20 protein-coding genes are annotated in these 21,423 nt (G+C 64.8%); 17 read left to right on the forward strand and 3 right to left on the reverse strand.

Annotation, left to right across the window (positions count from 1 at the left end):
- Positions 1-185 precede the first annotated feature (185 nt).
- The 15 genes from QZX93_RS18310 (at position 186) to QZX93_RS18380 (ending at position 16,780) form a co-directional block, all read left to right on the forward strand.
- Positions 186-1,139, forward strand: a complete 954-nt coding sequence (locus QZX93_RS18310) for an HD-GYP domain-containing protein (RefSeq protein WP_295392973.1) — start codon at positions 186-188, stop codon at positions 1,137-1,139.
- Positions 1,140-1,298: 159 nt separating this feature from the next.
- Positions 1,299-1,916: a cytochrome c biogenesis heme-transporting ATPase CcmA gene (ccmA, locus tag QZX93_RS18315; protein ID WP_295392972.1), complete on the forward strand. Its 618-nt coding sequence runs from the start codon at positions 1,299-1,301 to the stop codon at positions 1,914-1,916.
- Entirely contained in the window at positions 1,916-2,587 is a 672-nt protein-coding gene (gene ccmB, locus QZX93_RS18320) for a heme exporter protein CcmB (protein WP_295392971.1), read from the forward strand. Before ccmA ends, ccmB begins: the two co-directional genes overlap by 1 nt.
- 22 nt (positions 2,588-2,609) lie before the next feature.
- Positions 2,610-3,371, forward strand: a complete 762-nt coding sequence (ccsA, locus tag QZX93_RS18325) for a cytochrome c biogenesis protein CcsA (RefSeq protein ID WP_295392970.1) — start codon at positions 2,610-2,612, stop codon at positions 3,369-3,371.
- Positions 3,368-3,547, forward strand: coding sequence for a heme exporter protein CcmD (ccmD, locus tag QZX93_RS18330; RefSeq protein ID WP_295392969.1), 180 nt, complete (start codon positions 3,368-3,370; stop codon positions 3,545-3,547). The genes ccsA and ccmD overlap by 4 nt, the downstream gene beginning before the upstream one ends.
- Positions 3,544-4,041, forward strand: coding sequence for a cytochrome c maturation protein CcmE (gene ccmE, locus QZX93_RS18335; protein WP_295392968.1), 498 nt, complete (start codon positions 3,544-3,546; stop codon positions 4,039-4,041). Before ccmD ends, ccmE begins: the two co-directional genes overlap by 4 nt.
- On the forward strand, positions 4,041-6,029 hold the full coding sequence (locus tag QZX93_RS18340) for a heme lyase CcmF/NrfE family subunit (RefSeq protein ID WP_295392967.1): 1,989 nt from the start codon (positions 4,041-4,043) through the stop codon (positions 6,027-6,029). Before ccmE ends, QZX93_RS18340 begins: the two co-directional genes overlap by 1 nt.
- A gap of 55 nt (positions 6,030-6,084) precedes the next feature.
- Positions 6,085-6,672, forward strand: a complete 588-nt coding sequence (locus QZX93_RS18345) for a DsbE family thiol:disulfide interchange protein (protein WP_295392966.1) — start codon at positions 6,085-6,087, stop codon at positions 6,670-6,672.
- Positions 6,669-7,172, forward strand: coding sequence for a cytochrome c-type biogenesis protein (locus tag QZX93_RS18350; RefSeq protein WP_295392965.1), 504 nt, complete (start codon positions 6,669-6,671; stop codon positions 7,170-7,172). The genes QZX93_RS18345 and QZX93_RS18350 overlap by 4 nt, the downstream gene beginning before the upstream one ends.
- The gene (gene ccmI, locus QZX93_RS18355; protein WP_295392964.1) at positions 7,169-8,482 is read left to right on the forward strand and encodes a c-type cytochrome biogenesis protein CcmI; all 1,314 of its coding nucleotides are present in this window, start codon (positions 7,169-7,171) and stop codon (positions 8,480-8,482) included. The genes QZX93_RS18350 and ccmI overlap by 4 nt, the downstream gene beginning before the upstream one ends.
- 588 nt (positions 8,483-9,070) lie before the next feature.
- Positions 9,071-11,116 carry an elongation factor G gene (fusA, locus tag QZX93_RS18360; RefSeq protein WP_295392963.1) on the forward strand — a complete coding sequence of 682 codons (2,046 nt, stop codon included), beginning with the start codon at positions 9,071-9,073 and terminating at the stop codon, positions 11,114-11,116.
- A 963-nt stretch (positions 11,117-12,079) separates the two neighbouring features.
- A complete protein-coding gene (locus QZX93_RS18365; RefSeq protein ID WP_295392962.1) occupies positions 12,080-12,550 on the forward strand; it encodes a hypothetical protein in 471 nt (156 codons plus the stop codon).
- Between the two features lie 407 nt (positions 12,551-12,957).
- The gene (locus QZX93_RS18370; protein ID WP_295392961.1) at positions 12,958-13,893 is read left to right on the forward strand and encodes a cytosolic protein; all 936 of its coding nucleotides are present in this window, start codon (positions 12,958-12,960) and stop codon (positions 13,891-13,893) included.
- Positions 13,894-13,931: 38 nt separating this feature from the next.
- Positions 13,932-15,506 (forward strand): AAA-like domain-containing protein, encoded by a 1,575-nt coding sequence (locus tag QZX93_RS18375; protein ID WP_295392960.1) that lies wholly within the window; start codon positions 13,932-13,934, stop codon positions 15,504-15,506.
- Between the two features lie 29 nt (positions 15,507-15,535).
- Entirely contained in the window at positions 15,536-16,780 is a 1,245-nt protein-coding gene (locus tag QZX93_RS18380; protein ID WP_295392959.1) for an FtsX-like permease family protein, read from the forward strand.
- A gap of 18 nt (positions 16,781-16,798) precedes the next feature.
- Here QZX93_RS18380 and QZX93_RS18385 read toward each other — a convergent pair whose 3' ends face one another.
- Together QZX93_RS18385 and QZX93_RS18390 are read right to left on the reverse strand one after the other, a co-directional pair.
- Positions 16,799-17,338: a hypothetical protein gene (locus QZX93_RS18385; protein ID WP_295392958.1), complete on the reverse strand. Its 540-nt coding sequence runs from the start codon at positions 17,336-17,338 to the stop codon at positions 16,799-16,801.
- A gap of 61 nt (positions 17,339-17,399) precedes the next feature.
- Complete coding sequence (locus tag QZX93_RS18390; protein WP_295392957.1) at positions 17,400-18,608, reverse strand: DUF1343 domain-containing protein; 1,209 nt, start codon at positions 18,606-18,608, stop codon at positions 17,400-17,402.
- Positions 18,609-18,755: 147 nt separating this feature from the next.
- Here QZX93_RS18390 and QZX93_RS18395 point away from each other — a divergent pair, with 147 nt between their 5' ends.
- Positions 18,756-19,070, forward strand: a complete 315-nt coding sequence (locus QZX93_RS18395) for a pyrimidine/purine nucleoside phosphorylase (RefSeq protein WP_295392956.1) — start codon at positions 18,756-18,758, stop codon at positions 19,068-19,070.
- Between the two features lie 36 nt (positions 19,071-19,106).
- Here QZX93_RS18395 and QZX93_RS18400 read toward each other — a convergent pair whose 3' ends face one another.
- The gene (locus tag QZX93_RS18400; protein WP_295392955.1) at positions 19,107-19,370 is read right to left on the reverse strand and encodes a ferredoxin; all 264 of its coding nucleotides are present in this window, start codon (positions 19,368-19,370) and stop codon (positions 19,107-19,109) included.
- A gap of 477 nt (positions 19,371-19,847) precedes the next feature.
- Between QZX93_RS18400 and QZX93_RS18405 the strand changes: the two genes are divergently transcribed.
- Entirely contained in the window at positions 19,848-21,212 is a 1,365-nt protein-coding gene (locus tag QZX93_RS18405; protein ID WP_295392954.1) for a ribonucleotide-diphosphate reductase subunit beta, read from the forward strand.
- Positions 21,213-21,423 lie beyond the last annotated feature (211 nt).

A 21,423-nucleotide genomic window follows, 5' to 3' on the forward strand; every position in this document is an offset into this window, starting at 1 on the left:
GGCCGTTAGCGACGCAAAACACCAATAAAATATGGTTATGCGTCCGGTTGCCCGGTATGGCATAGTTGGTCCGGCGCCACCGACTTCGGTGAGAAGGACTTTGGTATCGCTATGATTTCTGCGAGACTTACCCGACTGTGCCAAGCGACCACCATCACTCTCACAGGTCCATGCCGAGGAAGGCCGTGCAATTCCCAGATACCGAGTATTTTTCGCTTGAGCTTGCGAGTCCGCAGGGCGACGGCGCAATCGAGCCAAAGCACCAGGCCTGCCTGATTCCCCAGGCAGCAAACGCGACGCCCTTCGCCCTGGATGCCCCGCAGAGCATCGTCGGGCGCGGCCACGACGTGGACTATTGCATCAACGATGTCCGGGCGTCGCGTCGGCATGCCAAGGTGCTAGCCTTGCACAATCGCTACTATGTGCAGGACTTGGGCAGCACGAACGGCACTTACCTTAACGGCGACCGCATCGAGAACGAGCGTCTGGCCCACGGCGACCTGATCACGTTCGGCCGCACCCAGTTCCGGTTCGAGATCGGGACCGACCTGGATGCCAATTATCTAAAAAAACTGACACTGGATACAGTGACATCCCTGGCCGAGGCGGTCGACAAGAAGGATCCATACACGGGGAGCCACTCACAGTCAGTCGCTAAGATCAGCGAGCGCTTGGCCCTGGCACTGGGTCTGGACCAGGCCGCCGCGGAGCGGGTGCGCATCGCCGCCCGGCTGCACGATATCGGTAAGATCGGCGTCCCGGACGCGGTGCTGCGCAAGCCGGGGCCACTCACCGCGGCGGAATTCGCCCTGATCCGTAAGCATCCGGTGGATGGTGCGAGCATCCTCGCCCCGCTCGGCTTTCTGGCTGACCTGTTGCCGGCGATCCGGCACCACCATGAGCGATTCGACGGCGGCGGCTATCCCGACGGGCTGGTGGGTGCGGCCATCCCGCTGGCGTCCCGCATCATCCAAGTCGCCGACACCTATCATGCAATGGCCTCCAACCGACCCTACCGGCGCGCCCAGCCGCCGGAGTTCATCCGTACGGAGTTGACCCGGCACGCAGGCACCCAGTTCGACCCAGAGGTCATCGCCGCCCTCCTGGATATGTTGTCGTCCCTGCATGCGCCCGACTGAGGAAGGCGCACGGGCCGGCCGCTGGGTGAACAACCGGTAAGTTGTAGAACGCGGCCCCAGCGTATAAGGTTGCCTCCTTTCGCCAGCCAGCGAGCGCGGGACGCGGGCACTGCGCGGCCGACCTCGTCACCCATTTACCTTACGGATTACCCCCTCCCTATGCTCCAGGCGGCGAAGCTCGAATGTCGGCGCGGCGACCGCTTGCTGTTCTCCGGGCTGGATTTTACGATCGACGCGGGGACCCTGCTGCATGTGCGCGGGCGCAACGGCAGCGGGAAGACCACGCTGCTGCGCACCCTCTGCGGGCTCTTCACCCAGGAGGCGGGTGAGGTGTACTGGAAGGGCGAGTCGATCCGCACCCTGGCTGAGGATTACCGGAGCGATCTGCTATATTTCGGTCATCTCAACGGCATCAAGGGCGATCTTACCGGGGTGGAGAACCTGCGTCTGGCGGCGACCCTGGATGGGGACCGGGTCGGCATTGATGCGGTATGGTCGGCCCTGGGGCGGATCGGTCTCGCCGGTTTCGAGGACCTGCCGACCCGGATGCTGTCCCAGGGCCAGAAGAAGCGGGTGGCCCTGGCACGGCTGATTCTGAGCCGCGCCCCCCTGTGGATACTGGACGAGCCCTTCACTGCACTGGACATGGACGCGGTGAACCTGCTCCAAGGGCTGATCGCAGACCATGTGGCGGCGGGGGGGCTCGCGGTACTCACCACGCACCAGGAGGTCCCACTGACCGCGGGCCAGGCGCGTCACCTGGACCTGGGCGCCTGATGTTCAAGGTCTTCTGGAGTGTACTGCACCGCGACCTGCTGCTGGCCATGCGCCGGCGCACGGACGTGCTGACCACGCTCTTTTTCTTTGTGATCGTGGTGAGCCTGTTTCCCTTAGGCGTCGGGACCGAGCACGCGGTGTTGCGGGTCCTGGGCCCCGGCGTGGTCTGGGTGGCGGCCCTGCTGGCGTCCATGCTGGCCCTGGAGCGGCTGTTCGCCGCGGACTACGAGGACGGGACCCTGGAGCAGCTCCTATTGACCGATCAGCCGCTGGTGCTGCTGACCCTGGCCAAGGTCACGGCCCATTGGCTGCTGACCGGACTGCCCCTGGTGTTGATCGCCCCCCTGGTCGGGATGCAGTATCGCCTGACCGACACGGCCGTCGCGGTCATGATGGTCTCCCTGCTCTTGGGCACCCCGGTGTTGAGCTTGATCGGGGCCATCGGCGCGGCCCTGACGCTGGGGCTGCGCGGCGGCGGCATCCTGTTGGCGTTGCTGATCCTGCCGCTCTACATCCCGGTGCTGGTCTACGGCGCCGGGGCGGTGACGGTCGGCGCGCTGGCATTCGGCGACGCCAGACCCTATTTGACACTGCTCGCCGCGTTCCTCGTCGCGGCGCTTGCCCTGGCGCCCTTCGCATCCTCCGCGGCATTGCGTATCTCCATTGAATAACAAGCACCTGCAGCAATAACCGATGACACTTTCCTGGTCCAGATTTGCCTCCCCGGCGACCTTCTACCCACTGGCTGGCCGGCTGATCCCGGTCTTCTGGGTGCTGGCGGCCGCCCTGATCCTGCTCGCGTTTTATTGGGGCTTCTTCGAGACCCCGGACCAGCTCGGCGGCAGCAATGCCCAGAAGGGGTATTACCGGATCATCTTCATCCATGTCGGCACCGCCTGGATGTCGATGTGGCTCTACGGCATGCTGGTGCTCTGGGCCGCGGTGGGGCTGGTCTTCAAGACCCGGCTGTCCTTCATGATGGCCAACGCCATTGCACCGACCGGCGCCATCTTTACCTTTCTGGCGCTCTGGACCGGGGCCATCTGGGGGCGCCCGAGTTGGGGGACCTATTGGGACTGGGACCCGCGCCTGACCTCCGAGCTGATCCTGTTCTTCCTCTATGTCGGCTATATTGCCCTGCACTCGGCCATCGACGACAGCCGCCGGGCGGATCGGGCGGCCTCGCTGCTGGCGATCGTGGGACTCGTGATGGTGCCGGTGATCTTCTGGTCCATCAACTGCCCCGACCCCAACCAGTGTGCGGCCCTGCACCAGCGCTCCGGGCTCGGCAAGGTCGACGGCAATATCCTGTTCGCGATGCTCACCATGACCCTGGGATTTTGGATGTATTCATTTGCCACCACACTGATGCGCCTGCGCGGCATCATCCTCACCCGCGAGGCCGAGACCACCTGGGTTCAGGACCTGTTGCGCAGTGAGGGCCGGCCAGCATGAAGTCAGTCACGGAATTTCTTGCACAGGGCGGCTTCGCCGGTTATGTCTGGAGCGCCTATGGCATGACGCTGGCCCTGCTGATGGCCGAGACGGTGGGCCTGCGCCGCCAGCGGCGAACCATCCTGGCCCGCCTGGGTCGCCTGCTGCGGCTGCGCAACGCCGGAGAGCAGACATGAAGGCCAGACAGAAACGACTGGTGCTGGTGGCGGTAGCGATCCTCGGCGTCGGCGCCGCGGCGACGCTCGCGATCAGCGCGTTGCAGAGCAACATCTCCTATTTCTTCAGCCCCAGCCAGGTGGTGAAGCATGAGGCCCCGACCGACCGGGTCTTTCGGATCGGCGGGCTGGTGTCCAAGGGCTCGCTCGCGCGGGCAGCGGACGGGTTGACGGTAACCTTCGACGTGACCGACCTGGCGCAGACCGTCAAGGTCTCCTACACCGGCATACTGCCGGACCTGTTCAAGGAAGGGCAAGGGGCCGTGGCCAGGGGGCGTCTGGGACCGGACGGGGTGTTCCGCGCCGAGGAGGTGCTGGCCAAGCACGACGAGGCCTATATGCCGCCCGAGGTCGCCGATAGCCTCAAGACCGCCCATGCCGAAGGCGTGGCCAAAGCGGCGGCCAACCCGCCCAACCTGCAGGGGGCCGCGCGCCCTGAGAAGGTAACCCAATAATGACCCCCGAACTCGGACACTTCGCCCTCATCCTGGCCCTGGGGCTCGCCATCACCCAGGCGGTCGTGCCGCTCTGGGGTTCATTCAACGGCCGCCGCGCCTGGATGGAGATGGCCCGGCCGCTGGCCTGGGGGCAGTTGACCTTCTTAGGTATTGCCTTCGCCTGTCTGGTCCAGTCCTTCCTGACCAGCGACTTCTCCGTACTCTATGTCGCCAGCAACTCCAACAGCCTGCTGCCGACCATCTACAAGGTCTCCGCCGTGTGGGGCGCCCATGAGGGCTCGCTGCTGTTGTGGGCGTTCCTGCTCGCCGGCTGGGGCGCGGCGGTCGCCAGCTTCAGCCGCAACCTGCCGCTGCCGATGATCTCGCGGGTCATCGCGGTCCAGGCGATGATCGCCATCGGCTTCCTGCTCTTCATGCTGCTGACCTCCAACCCCTTCGAGCGGATCTTTCCGGTGCCGATGGAGGGCCGGGACCTCAATCCGCTGCTCCAGGACTTCGGGTTGGCGATCCACCCGCCCATGCTCTACATGGGGTATGTGGGCTTCTCGGTCGCCTTCGCCTTTGCCATCGCGGCGCTCATCGGCGGCAACCTGGACGCCGCCTGGGCGCGCTGGTCGCGGCCCTGGACCACGGTGGCCTGGATCTTCCTCACCATCGGCATCGCACTCGGCTCCTGGTGGGCCTACTACGAGTTGGGCTGGGGCGGCTGGTGGTTTTGGGACCCGGTGGAGAACGCATCCTTCATGCCCTGGCTGGTGGGCACCGCGCTGATCCATTCGCTGGCGGTGACCGAGAAGCGCGGGGCCTTCAAGAGCTGGACGGTACTGCTCGCCATCGCCGCCTTCTCGCTCTCGCTGCTGGGGACCTTCCTGGTGCGCTCCGGGGTGCTGACCTCGGTTCACGCCTTTGCGACCGACCCGGCGCGCGGCGCCTTCATCCTGATCTTCCTGGTGATTGTCATCGGCGGTTCGCTCGCGCTCTATGCCTGGCGCGCCCCAGCCATCTCCGGCGGCGGGCGCTTCGATCTGGTCTCGCGCGAGAGCTTCCTGCTGATCAACAACCTGCTGCTGGCCACCCTGGGCGCGCTGGTCCTCTTCGGCACCCTCGCCCCGTTGATCTATGAGGCGGCCGGCTGGGGCAAGATCTCGGTCGGTTTCCCCTGGTTCAACATGATGTTCGTCGCACTCACCCCGCTGCTGGTGCTGGCCATGGGCATCGGCCCACTGGTGCGCTGGAAGCACGATGAGCCGGCCCGGCTGCTACGCCTGCTGTGGGTCGCGCTGGCGTTGAGCCTGGCACTGGGGGGGCTCGCCGCCACCGGCAAGGTCCTGCCCGGCAATTTCCATGTCGGACTCGGGCTCGGGCTTACCGCCTGGATCGTACTCACACACCTGATCGCCCTGGGCGAGCGCCTGACCCATCGTGGGCTGCGTGGGTTTACGACCGACCTCAAAGGGCAAGGCCGCAGTTGGTACGGCATGTGGCTGGCCCATATCGGCATGGCGGCCAGTATCGTCGGTGTCGCCATGGTCACCAGCTTCGGCATCGAGACCGACGTGCGGATGTCACCCGGGGCATCGCACGAGGTGGCCGGCTACCGCTTCCAGTTCAACGGCGTGACCACCCGCACCGGGCCGAACTACCAGGCCAGGCGGGGCGAGGTCGTGGTCTACCAGGGCAGCCGCAAGGTCACCGTCCTGCGCCCGGAAAAGCGCGCCTATGTGGCGGGCGGCATGCCTATGACCGAGGCCGGGATCGACCCTGGCCTGCTGCGCGACCTCTATGTCTCACTGGGTGAGCCCGTGGGCGACCAGGGCGACTGGGCCGTACGTCTCTACTTCAAGCCTTATGTACGCTGGATCTGGCTGGGCGGGATCCTGATGGCGCTGGGCGGCGGACTCGCCGTGAGCGACCGCCGCTACCGTGCTTCAGGCCGCCGCACGAGCGCTGCGCCTGCATCAGGCGCTGTCGCGGCGGCGGCCTGAAGGATAAAGAATCGAATCGGCATTTCAATGCATCAACAATCCGCTCGAGTAACCCATGAAATCCGACAATAATCCGCATCCAGAGAAGGACCAGCCTCGTAGCGCCAGCCGCTATTTCTTTTATCTTATCCCCTTGGTGGTATTTATACTGCTGGTCTGGCTTTTCTTTAAGGGGCTCGGACTGGACCCCAGCAAGGTCCCCTCCCCCCTGGTCGACAAGCCCTTGCCGGCCTTCCAGCTTGAGTCGCTGAAGGACCCCGGCAAGATGATCGGTTCAGATCTGCTCAAGGGCAAGGTCTCACTGGTCAACGTCTGGGCCTCCTGGTGCCCATCCTGCCGCCAGGAGCACGCCGAGCTGGTACAGATTGCGCGTGAGTCCGGGGTTCAGGTCATCGGTTTCAACTGGAAGGACGAGCGCGCGGCCGCCTTAGAGATGCTGCACCGCTTCGGCGACCCCTACGCGATGGTGTTCTACGACCCGAACAATCAGGTCGGGATCGACCTGGGGGTCTACGGGGCACCCGAGACCTTCATCGTCGACCCCAACGGGATCATCCGCCACAAACGCATCGGACCCATCGACCGCAAGGTCTGGGAGGAAGAGATGCTGCCCGTTATTCAACAGTATGGCCCCACGAAATGAGCACCAAACACCTGCTCGCCCCCGCCCTGTTGGGCGCCCTGCTCGCCTGGGGCCTGGTCCCGACCGAGGCCCCGGCCGCTTCGCTTCAGGAGTTCACCTTCGACACCCCGGCCCAGGAACAGGCCTTCCGCGAGCTGACCGGCAAGTTGCGCTGTCTGGTGTGCCAGAACGAGTCCCTGGCCGCCTCCGGGGCGGAGGTCGCACAGGACTTGCGTCGCAAGGTCTACACCATGATGAAGGAGGGTAAGGACCAGGACGCCATCGTCGCCTTTCTCGTCGACCGCTATGGCGACTTCGTGCTGTACCAGCCCCCGGTCAAACCATCGACCTACCTGCTGTGGTTCGGTCCATTCATCCTGGTCGGGGTCGGCGGCTTCTTGCTGCTGCGCAGCCTGCGCCGCCAGGGCACCGCACCCGAACCCACACTGAGCCCGGCCGATGAGGCCCGGATCGCGCAACTACTCGCCGCCGGCGACGACCAACAAGACCGAGCCAAATGACTATTTTCTGGATACTCGCCGCCGGACTCACCGCGCTCGCCGTCCTGTTCATGCTGTGGCCCTTGCTGCGCACCCCGACGGCGGGCGCCAGGCCGAGCCAAGGGCAGTTGAATCTCGAGGTCTTTCGCCGTCGCCGCGAGGAACTGGACGGCGACCTGGCCGCCGGGGTACTCGAACAGGCGCAGTACGACACGGCGCTCAAAGACCTGGAGCGGGAACTGCTGCATGATCTCGCCGGGGGCCCCGCAGTCGCGGCGGCGCCCCCGGCCGGTGCCGGGCGGGCGCCCATCCTGGCGCTGGTCCTGGCGCTCGCGCTGCCCGCGGGGGCCATCCTCGCCTATTTGCAACTCGGCGATCCCGGCATCATCGGGGCGCTCGCGGCGACCGGCGGGGCCGGGGACGCCGCGGCTGGCCCGGCGGACCAGGCACCGCCCTTGGATGCCTTGGTACAGGGGCTGGCCAAACGCCTGGAGACAGACCCCGGCAACGTGGACGGTTGGCTGATGCTCGGACGCACCTACTTCGCCATGGAACAACCGGCGAAGGCCCTGGCGGCGGTGGAACACGCCTACCAACTCGCCCCCGGGCAGGCGAACGTATTGGTCGCCTATGCCGAGGCCCTGGCCGCCAACGCCGGCAACAACCTCAACGGACGCCCGGCGGAGCTGATCCGCAGCGCCCTGGAGCGGGAGCCCACCAACCCCGGCGCCCGCTGGCTGGATGGCATGCTGGCCTATCAAGAGGGGCGTTTCGCCGCGGCGGCACAGGCCTGGCAAGGGGTCTTGGACGAAATCGACCCGGCCGGTCAAGACGCCCAGCAAATACCCGAGATGACCCAAATGGTCGCGGAGGCACGCCGCCGCGCGGGCCTGCCGGCGGCCGCGGCGCCAACACCGGCCCCGGCGGCGGAGCCGGCCGTGCCGGCCGGGGACGAAGCGGCCAACACGGGCGCCCTGGCCGCGGGCGGGCGCATCCAGGTGACTGTCGCACTGGCACCGGCGCTCGCCGCCCAGGCCGCCCCGGACGACACCGTGTTCATCTTCGCCCGCGCCGCGAATGGGCCACCCATGCCGCTGGCGGCCCTGCGCATCAAGGCCGCCGACCTGCCGACCACCGTGACCCTGGACGATAGCATGGCGATGATGCCGGCCATGCGGCTCTCCGCCTTCCCCGCCATCGTGGTCGGGGCGCGTATCTCCAAGCGCGGTGAGGCCACGCCCAGCCCGGGCGACCTGGAGGGACAGACGGGCCCGCTCAAGGCGTCCGAGGGGCCGACGGTCGCGGTGACGGTCGACCATGTCAGGCCCTGAACCGGATCGACTGACGCGGCGGCTCGGCCACATCAAAAGGATTGAATAAATCTGAGAACCAATGCCGCTTTTGCATCTCGACCTGTGGTATCTTACGTTAAGATTTCTTGACAATTGCGGCCCGCGACCTTAGTCCCCCGGTCGGCCCCCGGCCCAGAAAGCGCAGCGAAGTCAGCATTGAAGATGAAATTCCAGCAATCACATAGCCGATGATCGACAACCCGGCCTAGAATCACGCCATGGAACCTGGCTCAAGATCGGCCGCCGAGACCACGACGAAGTCAGCCGTTAGCTACCTAACGAACGATCGAGGGTCATCATCGGGTTATCAGAACAAAATCGCCCTAGAGACGGTTTTACCACTCCCTAGCTGTGCGTCCTTCGGCGGCCGAAAGGCCGCCTTTTTTTGCCCGGCGTTTTGTGTCTACGATCATGCCGCGCGCGCACATTTCACGCCGCCAACGGCCGGGCCGGGCGGGAAGTTACGGTATAATTTCCGGCTTGTGACCCATCCAGACGGGACCCGACCGGCCGATCTCCGTCGATCCGCGCCCGTCATGCCCGTTACCATCCAACACAGGATCACCGATGTCTGATTACAATGCCGAGGACGTCCGCAACATCGCCTTAGTCGGGCACGCCGGCAGCGGCAAGACCACCCTGGTCGAGGCCCTGCTCGTCGCCGCCGGGGTGCTCCCCGTGGCAGGCAGCATCGCCAAAGGCACCACGGTGTGCGACTTCGACCCGCTGGAGAAGGAGTTGCAGCACTCGCTGGACTCCGCCATCACCAGTCTCGACGCCCACGGCAAGCACATCAACATCATCGACACCCCCGGCTACCCGGACTTCCTGGGGCGCAGCATCTCGGTGCTGCCGGCGGTGGAGACCGCCGCGGTCGTCGTCAATGCCCAGGCGGGGATCGAGTCGGTCACCCAGCGCATCATGAAGCTGCTGGACAACCGCAGCCTGTGTCGGATCGTCATCGTCAACCAGATCGACGCACCCGATGTCGACTTGGGCGAACTCACCAGCCAGATCCGCGAGACCTTCGGCGCCGAGTGCCTGCCCATCAACCTGCCGGCGGACGGCGGCACCCGGGTCATCGACTGCTTCTTCCAGCCGCAGGGCGAGGGTGCGGACTTCTCCTCGGTCGCCGAGGCCCACGGCCACATCATCGACCAGGTGGTGGAGGTGGACGAGGCCCTGATGGAGGTCTATCTGGAGCAGGGCCAAGACCTGGCCCCCGAACAACTGCATGACCCCTTCGAGGTGGCGCTGCGCGACGGCCATCTGATCCCGATCTGCTACTGCTCCGCCACCACCGGGGCCGGCATCCCGGAGCTGCTGGAGATCCTGGTGCGGCTGATGCCCAACCCGTCCGAGGGCAACCCGCCCGCCTACATGAAGGGCGAAGGCGCGGGGATGGAACCGGTCAGTGTCGCGCCGGACCCGACCCGGCACGCCCTGGCCCATTGCTTCAAGATCATCAACGACCCCTTCCGCGGCAAGCTGGGCATCTTCCGCATCCATCAGGGGCGCATCGCCCAGAACAGCCAGTTGTTCATCGGCGATGCGCGCAAACCGTTCAAGGTCAACCACCTGTTCCGGCTCCACGGCAACCAGCAGATCGAGGTGACGGAAGGCGTCCCCGGCGACATCCTGGCGGTCGCCCGGGTGGATGAGATCCACTTCGATGCGGTGCTGCACGACTCGCACGACGAGGATCACCACCACCTGAACACCATGGAGTGCCCGGTGCCGGTGTTCGGGCTCGCCATCACCACCGCCAAGCGCGGCGACGAGCAGAAGCTCAACGACGCACTGCACAAGCTCCAGGCCGAGGACCCCTGCTTCCACGTCGAGCACCACGCCGCCACCAACGAGACCATCATGCGCGGCCTGGGTGAACTACACCTGAAGGTCCTGCTGCGGCGGCTCTCCGAGCAGTTCCATGTGGACGTGACGACCAGCGCGCCGAGCATCCCCTACCGCGAGACCATCACCGCCAAGGCCGAGGGGCACCATCGGCACAAGAAGCAGACCGGCGGCGCCGGTCAGTTCGGCGAGGTCTTCCTGCGGATCGAGCCGCTGGAACGGGGTGGCGGGTTCGAGTTCGTCGACGCCGTCGTCGGCGGCGTCATCCCGGGCAACTTCATCCCCTCCATCGAGAAGGGCGTGCGTCAGGTGCTGGCCGAGGGCGCCATCGCCGGCTACCCGCTGCACGACGTTCGGGTCACGGTGTACGACGGCAAGTTCCACCCCGTGGACTCCAAGGACATTGCCTTCTCCACCGCCGGGCGCAAGGCCTTCATCGACGCCATCGACAAGGCCAAACCGGTGATCCTGGAGCCGATCGTGAAGATCCGCATCGCCGCCCCAGACTCCTGCATGGGCGATCTGGCGGGTGATCTGTCCGGCCGGCGTGGGCGCATCAGCGGCAGCGAGACCAAGACTGCCGGGCACATCGCCATCGACGGCGAGGTGCCGCTGGCGGAACTCAGCGGCTATGACGCGCGCCTCAAGGCCCTGACCGGCGGCGAGGGGACCTATGGCATCGAACTCAGCCACTATGAGGCGGTCCCGGCCAACATCCAGAAGCAATTGGCGGACGCCTATCAGCGCAGCGAGGACTAGACACCCTTGAAACACTGAGGTTCCGCCCCCATTCTGCGGAGCCTTGGCGCGTCATCGCGCCCCCGCCTGCCCGGCGGGGACGCCGCATCCCGCCTATCGCGTGAGAGTCCACCGTCGGCCGCACGGCCGATCAACCAGCATGGCACCGGCCAGGAACGAAGAGCATGAGCAAAGAACGCAGCCCCAAGAAAGAGACCAAGAAAAAGTCCGATCTGAGCCTCAAGGAAAAGCGCGCGGTCAAGAAGACCAAGCAGGACAACAGGTCCTAGCAAGCCGCGGGCGGGCCTGGGGCTGCGTGCCCCGGCGGCCCGCCCCCAAGACGTTTTTTTCGCCACCCCATCATGCTTACATTAGCCCCCCTCTTCATTTTATTCTGCTTTATGCAATAAGCCACAAAACCTCATCATGCCATACCCCATCCATTTAACAGATATGCGCCCGATAGTGGGGCCACCACCTATTGCCGTCCGAATAATCTCGGGATTTGTTTGGGAACACTTTATTGAGCCAGAATTACATAGAAGCAGGACAAGTGGCGGACCTCTTCCCAGAATGGGCACGCCTGGAACAACGAGAATATATATTACCGACCCACAATCTGTGGCGGTATGCACTCGGGCTGAAGACTTCGCTTTTCGGATGTCTTTTCCGTCGACCCCCAGCCCAATGTTCAGCCCTACACCAAGGCCACTCCCCATTGATGCAGACCCCCTTCGATTAATAAGATCATATGGATGCGTCCTCGTATTTTTTGTACCTCCTGCTGTAAGAATTGAAAGCCCACCCCCCACATCTGTAAACGGCCGAAACCCCTCTTCCCCAGGCTTAACTCTTGGAGGCGCCAGAGAGTGGGTTATGTACGCAAACCCGGAAATCAACTTATTGAGTATGGAGGCATTCTTTATTTCACCTTCTGGCACCCGATGGGGACCGATTCAACAATAACCTAAAGTGAGAAAAATTATGGATTGGAAGAAGACAATTACTGAATCACTGACCGGAGAAGCATTTAACCTCCCCGAATCTCGCCTCGACTGGACAGGCTATTCAGCCGTTTACTCTCTGTTTGCCAATGCCAATTCAGACGAAAAAGGCAAGATCCTTCTCGCTATAAGGGAGATAATCGAAGACTCCTTACAGTCCTGGGACGAGCAGCGTTGGCGCGTCGCCGCGAATATAATACACCTTAGCTCCTTTTTAGGCGGCACCATTGAAATACTAGGACCAACCATTGCCAAGATTAGACTCACTCGCGCACCATCAACGGAGCTGCAAGAAATAATAAACTACTCATGCGCAGCTTATTGGTCATCCAATCCTTCGCACGAAAGATTAAACACCTTTGGAGATGCCTCGATTGAGGCTCGAGAGAGTAATGCACGGCAAAATCACACAAGAGAAAAAATCATTGATTCAGACGACCAAATAAGTTGAGCTAGACCAGGTAACCGCGACTTGGGCCATTTTCCTAACGGCCGCCCTGGCTAACGTATTGAAAAACAAGAGCACCTAGAATTAATCGAGGTTAAGGAACCGTTGGACCGACGGGTACCCCGCGAGGAACCCCTGGCGCTTCTATGAGCAACCACAACACATTGATTATAATAATTCTAAGGCGAAGGAAATAGCTAAAGTCGAGGAAACAGGAGTGGTGCTCACACTATTTCTCGCCATCCATCGTATTGTCGGCGAAAGCCACCCATCAAGCACAAAGCGTAAGCCATAAGTCACTGCCTTACTAAGCCCAGGCAGACTGATCGATACTCAAACCAAGGCCCTTTGATTCAGGCATCGCTCGCGCCATTGAGGCGTTTACCCAGCTCACCGACCGGTTCCGAAGCATGTCCGACGACTTCGACAGCCCGTGGAAGGATATCCTGGAAGGCTACTTCCCGGACTTTATGGCCTTCTTTTTCCCCGCGGCCGCCTTGGAGATCGACTGGTCGCGTGGCTTCGAACCGCTCGACAAGGAACTGGCTCAAGTGGTCCGGGACGCCGAACTGGGGCGGCGCTATGCTGACAAGCTGATCAAGGTCTTCCTGGCCGACGGCCGCGAGGAATGGCTGCTAGTCCATATCGAGGTCCAGGGCCAACGGGACCCGGATTTTCCGGAACGCATGTTCGTCTACGGCTACCGCATCTACGACCGCTACCGCCGCGAGATTGTCAGCCTGGCAGTCTTGGCCGATACCGCACCCGGTTGGCGTCCAGCCGGATTCGCGGTCGGGCGTTGGGGCAGCCGTCTGGGGCTGGTCTTCCCCAGCATCAAACTGCTCGATTATGGGACGCGACAGGCCGAGTTGGAGGCGGACAGCAATCCGTTCGCGACAGTGGTGCTCGCCCATTTGGCCGCCCAAGCGACGCGCGGCGACGACCAGGCCCGGTACGCGCGCAAACTTGCTCTGACCCGGCGCCTCTACGAGCGGGGCTTAAGTCGGCAGCAGATCATCGATCTATACCGTTTTATCGATTGGATACTCCGACTACCTGATGACCTGGAGTTGCAATACACCGATGAGGTCTACCGAATCGAGGAGGGTTTGCAGATGCCATATGTGAGTTTTGTCGAACGTCGCGGTATCGCTGTCGGGGAGGCGCGCGGCGAGGTGCGCGGTAGCATCCGCCTATTACGCGGCCTGCTCGAAAAGCGCTTTGGAGCACTGCCCCCGGATGCGCTCGAGCGTCTGGAGTCTGCCGATGTCGACCGGTTGATCGTATTGGCGGAGCGGGTCTTTGAGGCCCACACGCTGGACGAACTCTTTGCGGACGATGCCTAATCATTCATGCCGGAATTCCCAGATGCCGAGCTGACTCCATGCGCTTTTTCAACACCGAAGGCCCGGTTCGACCGCAAGACCACTATTGCCTGCCGCCCCTGCAACGCTGGGACCTCGACGAGGTCCTGCGGCTGATTGAGCAGAAAAAATACTTCCTGCTCCATGCCCCGCGCCAAACCGGCAAGACCACCTGCCTGCTGGCGCTGATGGAACTCCTGAACAGCGCGGGCCAGTATCGGACCCTCTATGCCAACATCGAAGGGGCACAGAGCGCGCGTGAGAATGTCGACGACGGGATGGCCACCATCTGTAGCGTGCTGGGCCGCTCGGCTCGGCTCTATCTGGGGGATGGGCGGCTCGCCGACTGGTATCGGGACGGCGGCGCCGCCGTGCCGGCCGGCGACCGACTCGCCCAACTGCTGGAGTTCTGGGCCGCGGCCGACCCGCGGCCGGCGGTGCTGCTGTTGGACGAGGTGGATGCCCTGGTCGGAGACACCCTGATCTCGGTGTTGCGCCAGTTGCGCGCGGGCTACACCCAGCGCCCCACCGCCTTCCCGCAGACCGTCATCCTGTGCAGGGTGCGCGATCTGCGCGACTATCGGATCCATGCGCGCTCCGAATCCAGTCCCATCACCGGCGGCAGCGCATTCAACATCAAGGCCAAATCACTGCGGCTGGGAGATTTCACGGCCGCCGAGGTGAGCACGCTGCTCGGCGAGCACACCGCCGAGACCGGCCAGGTCTTCACGGCTGCGGCGCTGGCGCTGGTCTGGCAGCTCACCCGGGGCCAACCCTGGCTGGTCAATGCACTGGCCTATCACACCTGCTTTGAGATGCCGGCGGGCCGCGACCGCACACGCCCGATCACGGTGGACCTGATCGAGGAGGCCAAGGAGTATCTGATCCTCAACCGGGTCACCCATCTGGATCAACTGTCTGACAAGCTGCGCGAGGAGCGGGTGCGCCGCGTCATCGAGCCGATGCTGGCCGGCACCCAGTTGGGTGAGGTCGCCGAGGACGACATCCAATATCTGATCGACCTGGGGCTATGCCGGATGGCTCAGGGTCAGGGGCTCACGATCGCCAACCCCATCTACCGCGAGGTGCTCCCCCGCGCACTGACCTTCACCTCCCAGGCATCGCTGCCTCAGATCAATCCGACCTGGCTCAACACCGACGGCACCCTGAACCCCGAGCGCCTGCTGGACGCCTTTCTCGTCTTCTGGCGCCGCCACGGCCAACCGCTCCTGAGCAGCGCCCCCTATCACGAAATCGCCCCGCACCTGGTCCTGATGGCCTTCCTGCACCGGGTCATCAACGGCGGCGGCGCGCTGGAGCGCGAATATGCCATCGGCTCCGGGCGCATGGACCTGTGTCTGCGCTACGGGGCCTTGACGCTGGCGATGGAACTCAAGGTCTGGCGCGACGGGGCGCCGGACCCGCTCGCCGAAGGACTGGACCAGTTGGATGGTTACCTGGCCGGACTGGGACTGGACACTGGCTGGCTGGTGATCTTCGACCGCCGGTCGCATCAGCCGCCGCTCGCGCAGCGCACCGCGAGTTGCGAGCAGACCAGTCCGCACGGTCGGCGCATTGAGGTGATCCGCGCCTGAGCGGCGGATTGCGGCATCCGGCACCCAACGTGACTCAGCCCCCGCCACATCCTGACCCCGCCGCCCCCCAGTCCCACTGGGAGGGCGGCCGGCTGGCACTGCTCGACCTCTGGCACGACCGCCGCGCCACCCTGGTACTGGTGCTCACAGTGGCCGCCATCATCGCCCCACTGATGCTGCTGCTCGGGCTCAAGACCGGCGTCATTGCCACCCTGCGCCAGGACCTGCTGAACGACCCGCGTACCCGCGAGGTCATCATCTACGGCGCCCACCATCTGGACCGCGCCTGGTTCCAGACCCTGGCGCGGCGCCCCGATGTCGGCTTCCTACTACCCCGCACACGCACCATCAACGCCACCATCGACCTGCTGGACGGCGCCCTGCGCCCGGCGGAGGCGATCGACCTGATCCCGACCGCCGCGGGCGACCCACTCCTGCCGCCCGGCCTTTCCGCCCCGACCCGCGCGGACCAGGTGCTGCTGACGCAGACCCTGGCCAAACGCCTGGGGCTCGCGTCCGGCGCGCCACTGAGCGGGGTGTTCCGCCGCTCCCGCAACGGCAGCCCGGAGCAAGCCCGGCTGGCCTTGGAGGTCATCGGCATCATCCCGGAGGCGATGGTGGCGCGTGAGGCGGTCTTCACCCACCTGGCGCTCTTGGTCGCCGCCGAGGACTATCGCGACGGTCTGCGCCCCACCCTCGCCGACCTGCACACGCTCAACGCCGACACCCGCTTGGAGTTCGCCGGCGCCCGACTCTATGCCCGCGATCTGGAGGGGGTCGACACCCTGGCCGCGACCCTGCGCTTACAGGGGATCGAGATCCGCACCCAGGCCGAGCGGATTGCCACCGTGCGTGCCTTCGACCGGACACTCTCATTCATCCTGCGGGTCATTGCACTGATCGGACTCACCGGTGGCGCGCTGGCCCTGGGGGGCGCACTCTGGGTGAACGTGGGGCGCAAACACCGCGACCTGGCACTGCTGCGCCTGTTCGGCTTCCAACCCGGCACCGTGCTCCTGATCCCGCTGGTCCAGTCCGCTGTCATCGCGGCGCTGGCCTTCCTGCTCGCCGCGCTGGCCTATCTGGCGGGCGCCCTCGCCTTCAACCGCAGCCTCGGTCAGAACCTGGCCGGCCAGGGCTATGTCTGCCGGCTGGAACCCGCGCACCTGGCCGGCGCCGCCGCGGCCACCCTGCTGGTCGCCCTGATCGCCGCGGCTGCCGCCGGCTATCGGGCGAGCCGGATCGATCCGGCGGAGTGCCTGCGGGACAGTTGAAAGCGCAAGCGTTGGGCGCTATACGCCTGCTCGGTTCACCCGCAGCCAGCGGCGGGCTTGCGGGAGGTCAAGCAGCCGCCCTGGGTACGGGGCCTCGGGGTCCAGGTAGGCATGCAGGTTCATGCCCTCCCCGATCGGCGGCCACGGCGGCGGCGGGCGCTGGAAGCGGCCGCGAAGGTCACGCATGTGGCTGCGGTCGCTCGCAAATTCGCGCCGGTAGTCGGCTGCCGGGATCACTCGGAGCAGCGGGGCATAGATGGCCGGCAGTTGGTCGGCCAGGGCAAAGGTCCGATCCAGCCAGTCCAGGCCTGGGGTCGGCAGCGGCAGGCGGGTATCCTGGTCCCAGACCCTACCCTCACCGTCCACCACCACCACGTGATAGTCCCAGGCGATCAGCTCGCCCGGCGGGGCCTCCCGCTGGTGGAGCAGCGGACAACGCCCGACGCGGCTCAAGAGAAAGACCACATGGCGCTCGCCAGCACCCAGGAGCGGCTCGATGCACAGCCACCAGGTGTTTTCCTCGCAATAGAAGGGTTGGTAGTGGAAGTCGTGGTTCAAGGTCGCGACAACGCTCAGGGCCAACCCTCAACCGACCGTCCGGCAATTGCTCACGCCAAGTTCACGCATAGAGGCGTAGGCCCTGGGTCTGCGCCAGCCAATCCGCCTCGTCTGCCGCCAGGCACTGTTCCAGGTCGCCGGGGCGCGCCGCTCGATCATCCACCCACTCGCGCAGATCGGTGCCGCCGGCCAACAGGTCGATGGCGAGCCGCTCGGTCTCGTACTCATAGGGAAAGGCACGCCACAGCGGATAGTCCGGGTATTCCAGGCGCAGCGACTTGAGCAGGAGTGCAATCAGCCGATAGGGCCTGAACTGGTCATGGCGGTACTGTGCGTTATCGGTATGGAACTGGAGCCCGGAGCAGAGTTGGCCGGCGTGTTTGTGAAAGGTCGGCTCAAACCAACAGGGCCGGATGAAAACACCCGCGGTCCACGCGGCACACTCGGACTCCATGCGCGCCAGGATGCGCCCGAAGTCCAGGTCCGGGGCACCCACCAGTTCCAGTGCAACGGTGGTCCCCCGCCCTTCCGACAGGGTCGTCCCCTCAAACAGCACGGTCCCGGGAAAACAGCGGGCCATGTTCAGGCTGGAGGCGTTGGGGCTGGGGTTGACCCAGGCCAGTTCCGCCAGCGGCCAGCCGTAACCCGGCGCCTCATCCGGCCGATAGTCATCCATCGGGATCACTTGCAGGTCGATGTCCAGGCGGCGCTCACCGACGAACCAACGGGCCAACTCACCCAGCGTGAGCCCGTGGCGCATGATCAGCGGCCCGGCCCCGACAAAACTCTCCCAGCCGGGCTTGAGGATACTGCCCTCGACCGGGCGGCCCGCGGGGTTGGGCCGGTCCAGGACCCACAGCGACTTGCCCGCAGCGGCGCAGGCCTCCAGCAGGTAGGCGAGTGTGGTCACATAGGTATAGATGCGGGTGCCGATGTCCTGCAGGTCCACCAGCAACACGTCGAAGTGCTCCAGCATCGTCGGGGTGGGATAGCGCACGTCGCCATAGAGGCTGAAGATCGGGATACCGTGGCAGGGGTCGATACAATCGGCGCTCTCCACCATGTTGTCCTGCTTGTCCCCGCGCATCCCGTGTTGGGGGCCGAAGGCGGCGGTGATCTGTAGATCGCCGAGTTCCATCAGGACATCCAGGCTGTGACGACCGCTGGATGTGACCGAGGCGGGATGGCCGAGCACGGCCACACGGCGACCGCGCAGAGGCCGACGGAGCCCCGGGTCGGCGAGCAGGCAATCGATTCCGAGCTGGATCATGGGCAGACCTGGGGAACGGGACAGGGCCGGGAATTGTCGCCGCATCCCCGGCGCAACTCAAGCCGCGCAGACGCCAGCCCGGGAACCCGGTAAACTGCCGCGCCCGAGCGCCCGCGGGCGCCCTTCCAGTCAGCAGCGAGATCCGTCATGTCCGAGTTCAGCCAAGTCACCGTGGTTCGCGAGGCGAACATCTTTTTCAACGGCGGGGTTACGAGCCGCACCGTCCTCTTTGCGGACGGCACCAAGAAGACCTTAGGGATCATGCAGCCCGGGGAATACGAGTTCAACACCAGCAGCGGGGAGCTGATGGAGATCCTGGCGGGGGACCTAGACGTACAACTCCCCGGAACGGACGCCTGGCAGACCTTCGCGGGCGGCCAGGCGTTCGAGGTGGGGGCCGGGGAACGCTTTGGATTGCGGGTCCGATCAGTGACCGATTACTGCTGTTCCTTCCTGCCCTGAGTCCGCCGGGGCCGGACCTTCAGGGCCGGCGCCGACTCACCACTGCAAGCGCTGGCGCAGTTCCTCGCGCCGCGCCTCGGTGGGAAACACCTCGACGCCGGTGTCGTCAAAGAGCGCGATGGACAAGCTCGGGCAGCCCTCGGCGACCTCGCGCAACTGCTTCTCGGCGGCCAACCGACCGGTGGTGCCGGCCTTGTACTCCTCGCCCACCTCCACCTCGCGGAAGGTATCGGGGCACACTACCCAGCAAGTCCCGCAGCCAATACAGGTCGGTACGTCAACTTCGACTTTTTGAATCATAAGGCCGTCTCCTCGCGGCAGAATAAATGAAGGACCGTCGGTGTCGGGTCTGCCGACGGGGGCGCCAATTGGCACCCCACGGGCCGGACATTTCAGGTCGAGACTGGTCCTTGAGTGGCCCGGGACACCCGGCGCCGGCCCGGCCGCGACCCTGAAGGGTGACAACGATAGACGCTTTCGCTCCCGGCAAGCAAACCGACGACGTCCGATCGCTGCGCGACCGGACGCGCGGGGGGGTTGCCAACACTCGCAGGGGCCGGCCCGGGCGCTGGCCAACCCCAGCGGCAGTCGGGCGCCGATCGCCGGATACTGACCTCGCACCACGACATACAGGGCCTTGGCGACCCTGTAGGCACTAGATGTTGTAATCCGCCCTGGACATCTGCGCACCTTTGCCTAGAATGGGCAGATCGCGCAAGCGCCCCCAACGGCCCGCGCCGACCCTGCAACGATCGCCAACACCGAGGACCCGCCGCCATGCTCAATTGGGATGATCCGCTCGCCGTGACCCGGCCCGCCGCACGCACCGCAAGCGCCGCGGTCCAGCCGGCCCGGCCCACCCAGTCGCCGCCGGCACCCGCCCGCTGGAGCGCCCACGACACCAGCGCCCATGTGCGCCCGGGTCGCGGGGTGGTCGAGAACGCGACCCTGATGAGCACCGCGGGCAGCGCCCCGGTGGTCGACCCCAACCCCTTCCAACCCCAGGTGGAACTGCCCTTCGAGGACACCCTGCTGTCCGGCTTGGGCGGGCGCCAGGCGCCGGCCGGGGCCGACACCGAAGCCACGGGCGGGGCCTCCGGGCTGGAGTCGTTGGAGATGGGTGCCGGCCGGGTGCGGGTGGATGACAAGCGCATCATCAACTGCCGTGCGGATCTGAACCAGCTCGTGCCCTTCAAGTACGACTGGGCCTGGCAGAAATATCTGGACGCCTGCGCCAACCACTGGATGCCGCAGGAAATCAACATGAATGCGGACATCGCGCTGTGGAAGGACCCCAACGGTCTCACGGACGACGAGCGCACGATCATCAAGCGCAACCTGGGCTTCTTCTCCACCGCCGACTCATTGGTCGCCAACAACCTGGTGCTGGCCGTCTACCGGCACATCACCAATCCCGAGTGCCGCCAATACCTGCTGCGCCAGGCCTTCGAGGAGGCCGTCCACACCCACGCCTATCAATATGTGGTGGAGAGCCTGGGCCTGGATGAGGGCGAGATCTTCAATATGTACCGCGAAGTACCTGCGGTGGCACGCAAGGCGGAATGGGCACTGCCCTTCACCCGCTATCTGGCCGACCCGCACTTTCATACCGGCACCCGGGAGAACGACCAGAAGCTGCTGCGGGAGTTGGTCGCCTTCTATGTGATCTTCGAGGGGATCTATTTCTATGTCGGCTTCGTGCAGGTCCTCTCCATGGGCCGGCGCAATAAGATGACCGGCACCGCCGAGCAGTTCCAATACATCCTGCGCGATGAGTCGATGCACATGAACTTCGGCATCGACGTGATCAATCAGATCAAGATCGAGAACCCGCACCTGTGGACCGAGACCTTCAAGCAGGAGCTGATCGATATGATCCGCGAGGCGGTGCAGTTGGAGGCGCAATACGCCCACGACACCATGCCGCGCGGGGTACTGGGGCTCAATGCGCCGCTGTTCGAGGAATATCTGCAATTCATCGCCAACCGTCGCTGCGCCCAGATCGGCCTGGCGGAGCAATACCCGGGCGCGACCAACCCCTTCCCCTGGATGTCGGAGGTGCTGGATCTCAAGAAAGAAAAGAACTTCTTCGAGACGCGGGTCACCGAATACCAGACCGGCGGCGCACTCAATTGGGATTGAACCCCTCATCGGGCCGCTGAATCGTGAAGAAAGAGTCTCACGCCAAGGCGCCAAGGCGCCAAGTAAGCAAGCGGTTGGGCCTTGAGCATCAATCCGGCCACTGGGCGCGCCGCACCCCAGTGCGGCCCGATCTCGCAAGCGGCCGCGGCGTCGCGTTTTGCCGATGGGCCGGGACGCACTGGGGTGCGGCGCGCCCAGTCGGCGGTATCGC

The organism is uncultured Thiodictyon sp. (assembly GCF_903946935.1).
In the GTDB taxonomy this organism is placed as follows: domain Bacteria; phylum Pseudomonadota; class Gammaproteobacteria; order Chromatiales; family Chromatiaceae; genus Thiodictyon.

Coding starts and splice junctions, on each gene's coding strand:
- ccmA (WP_295392972.1), top strand. CDS start 1,299: ATGCTCCAGGCGGCGAAGCTCGAATGTCGGCGCGGCGACCGCTTGCTG.
- ccmB (WP_295392971.1), top strand. CDS start 1,916: ATGTTCAAGGTCTTCTGGAGTGTACTGCACCGCGACCTGCTGCTGGCC.
- ccsA (WP_295392970.1), top strand. CDS start 2,610: ATGACACTTTCCTGGTCCAGATTTGCCTCCCCGGCGACCTTCTACCCA.
- ccmD (WP_295392969.1), top strand. CDS start 3,368: ATGAAGTCAGTCACGGAATTTCTTGCACAGGGCGGCTTCGCCGGTTAT.
- ccmE (WP_295392968.1), top strand. CDS start 3,544: ATGAAGGCCAGACAGAAACGACTGGTGCTGGTGGCGGTAGCGATCCTC.
- QZX93_RS18340 (WP_295392967.1), top strand. CDS start 4,041: ATGACCCCCGAACTCGGACACTTCGCCCTCATCCTGGCCCTGGGGCTC.
- QZX93_RS18345 (WP_295392966.1), top strand. CDS start 6,085: ATGAAATCCGACAATAATCCGCATCCAGAGAAGGACCAGCCTCGTAGC.
- QZX93_RS18350 (WP_295392965.1), top strand. CDS start 6,669: ATGAGCACCAAACACCTGCTCGCCCCCGCCCTGTTGGGCGCCCTGCTC.
- ccmI (WP_295392964.1), top strand. CDS start 7,169: ATGACTATTTTCTGGATACTCGCCGCCGGACTCACCGCGCTCGCCGTC.
- fusA (WP_295392963.1), top strand. CDS start 9,071: ATGTCTGATTACAATGCCGAGGACGTCCGCAACATCGCCTTAGTCGGG.
- QZX93_RS18365 (WP_295392962.1), top strand. CDS start 12,080: ATGGATTGGAAGAAGACAATTACTGAATCACTGACCGGAGAAGCATTT.
- QZX93_RS18370 (WP_295392961.1), top strand. CDS start 12,958: ATGTCCGACGACTTCGACAGCCCGTGGAAGGATATCCTGGAAGGCTAC.
- QZX93_RS18375 (WP_295392960.1), top strand. CDS start 13,932: ATGCGCTTTTTCAACACCGAAGGCCCGGTTCGACCGCAAGACCACTAT.
- QZX93_RS18390 (WP_295392957.1), bottom strand. CDS start 18,608: ATGATCCAGCTCGGAATCGATTGCCTGCTCGCCGACCCGGGGCTCCGT.
- QZX93_RS18395 (WP_295392956.1), top strand. CDS start 18,756: ATGTCCGAGTTCAGCCAAGTCACCGTGGTTCGCGAGGCGAACATCTTT.
- QZX93_RS18400 (WP_295392955.1), bottom strand. CDS start 19,370: ATGATTCAAAAAGTCGAAGTTGACGTACCGACCTGTATTGGCTGCGGG.
- QZX93_RS18405 (WP_295392954.1), top strand. CDS start 19,848: ATGCTCAATTGGGATGATCCGCTCGCCGTGACCCGGCCCGCCGCACGC.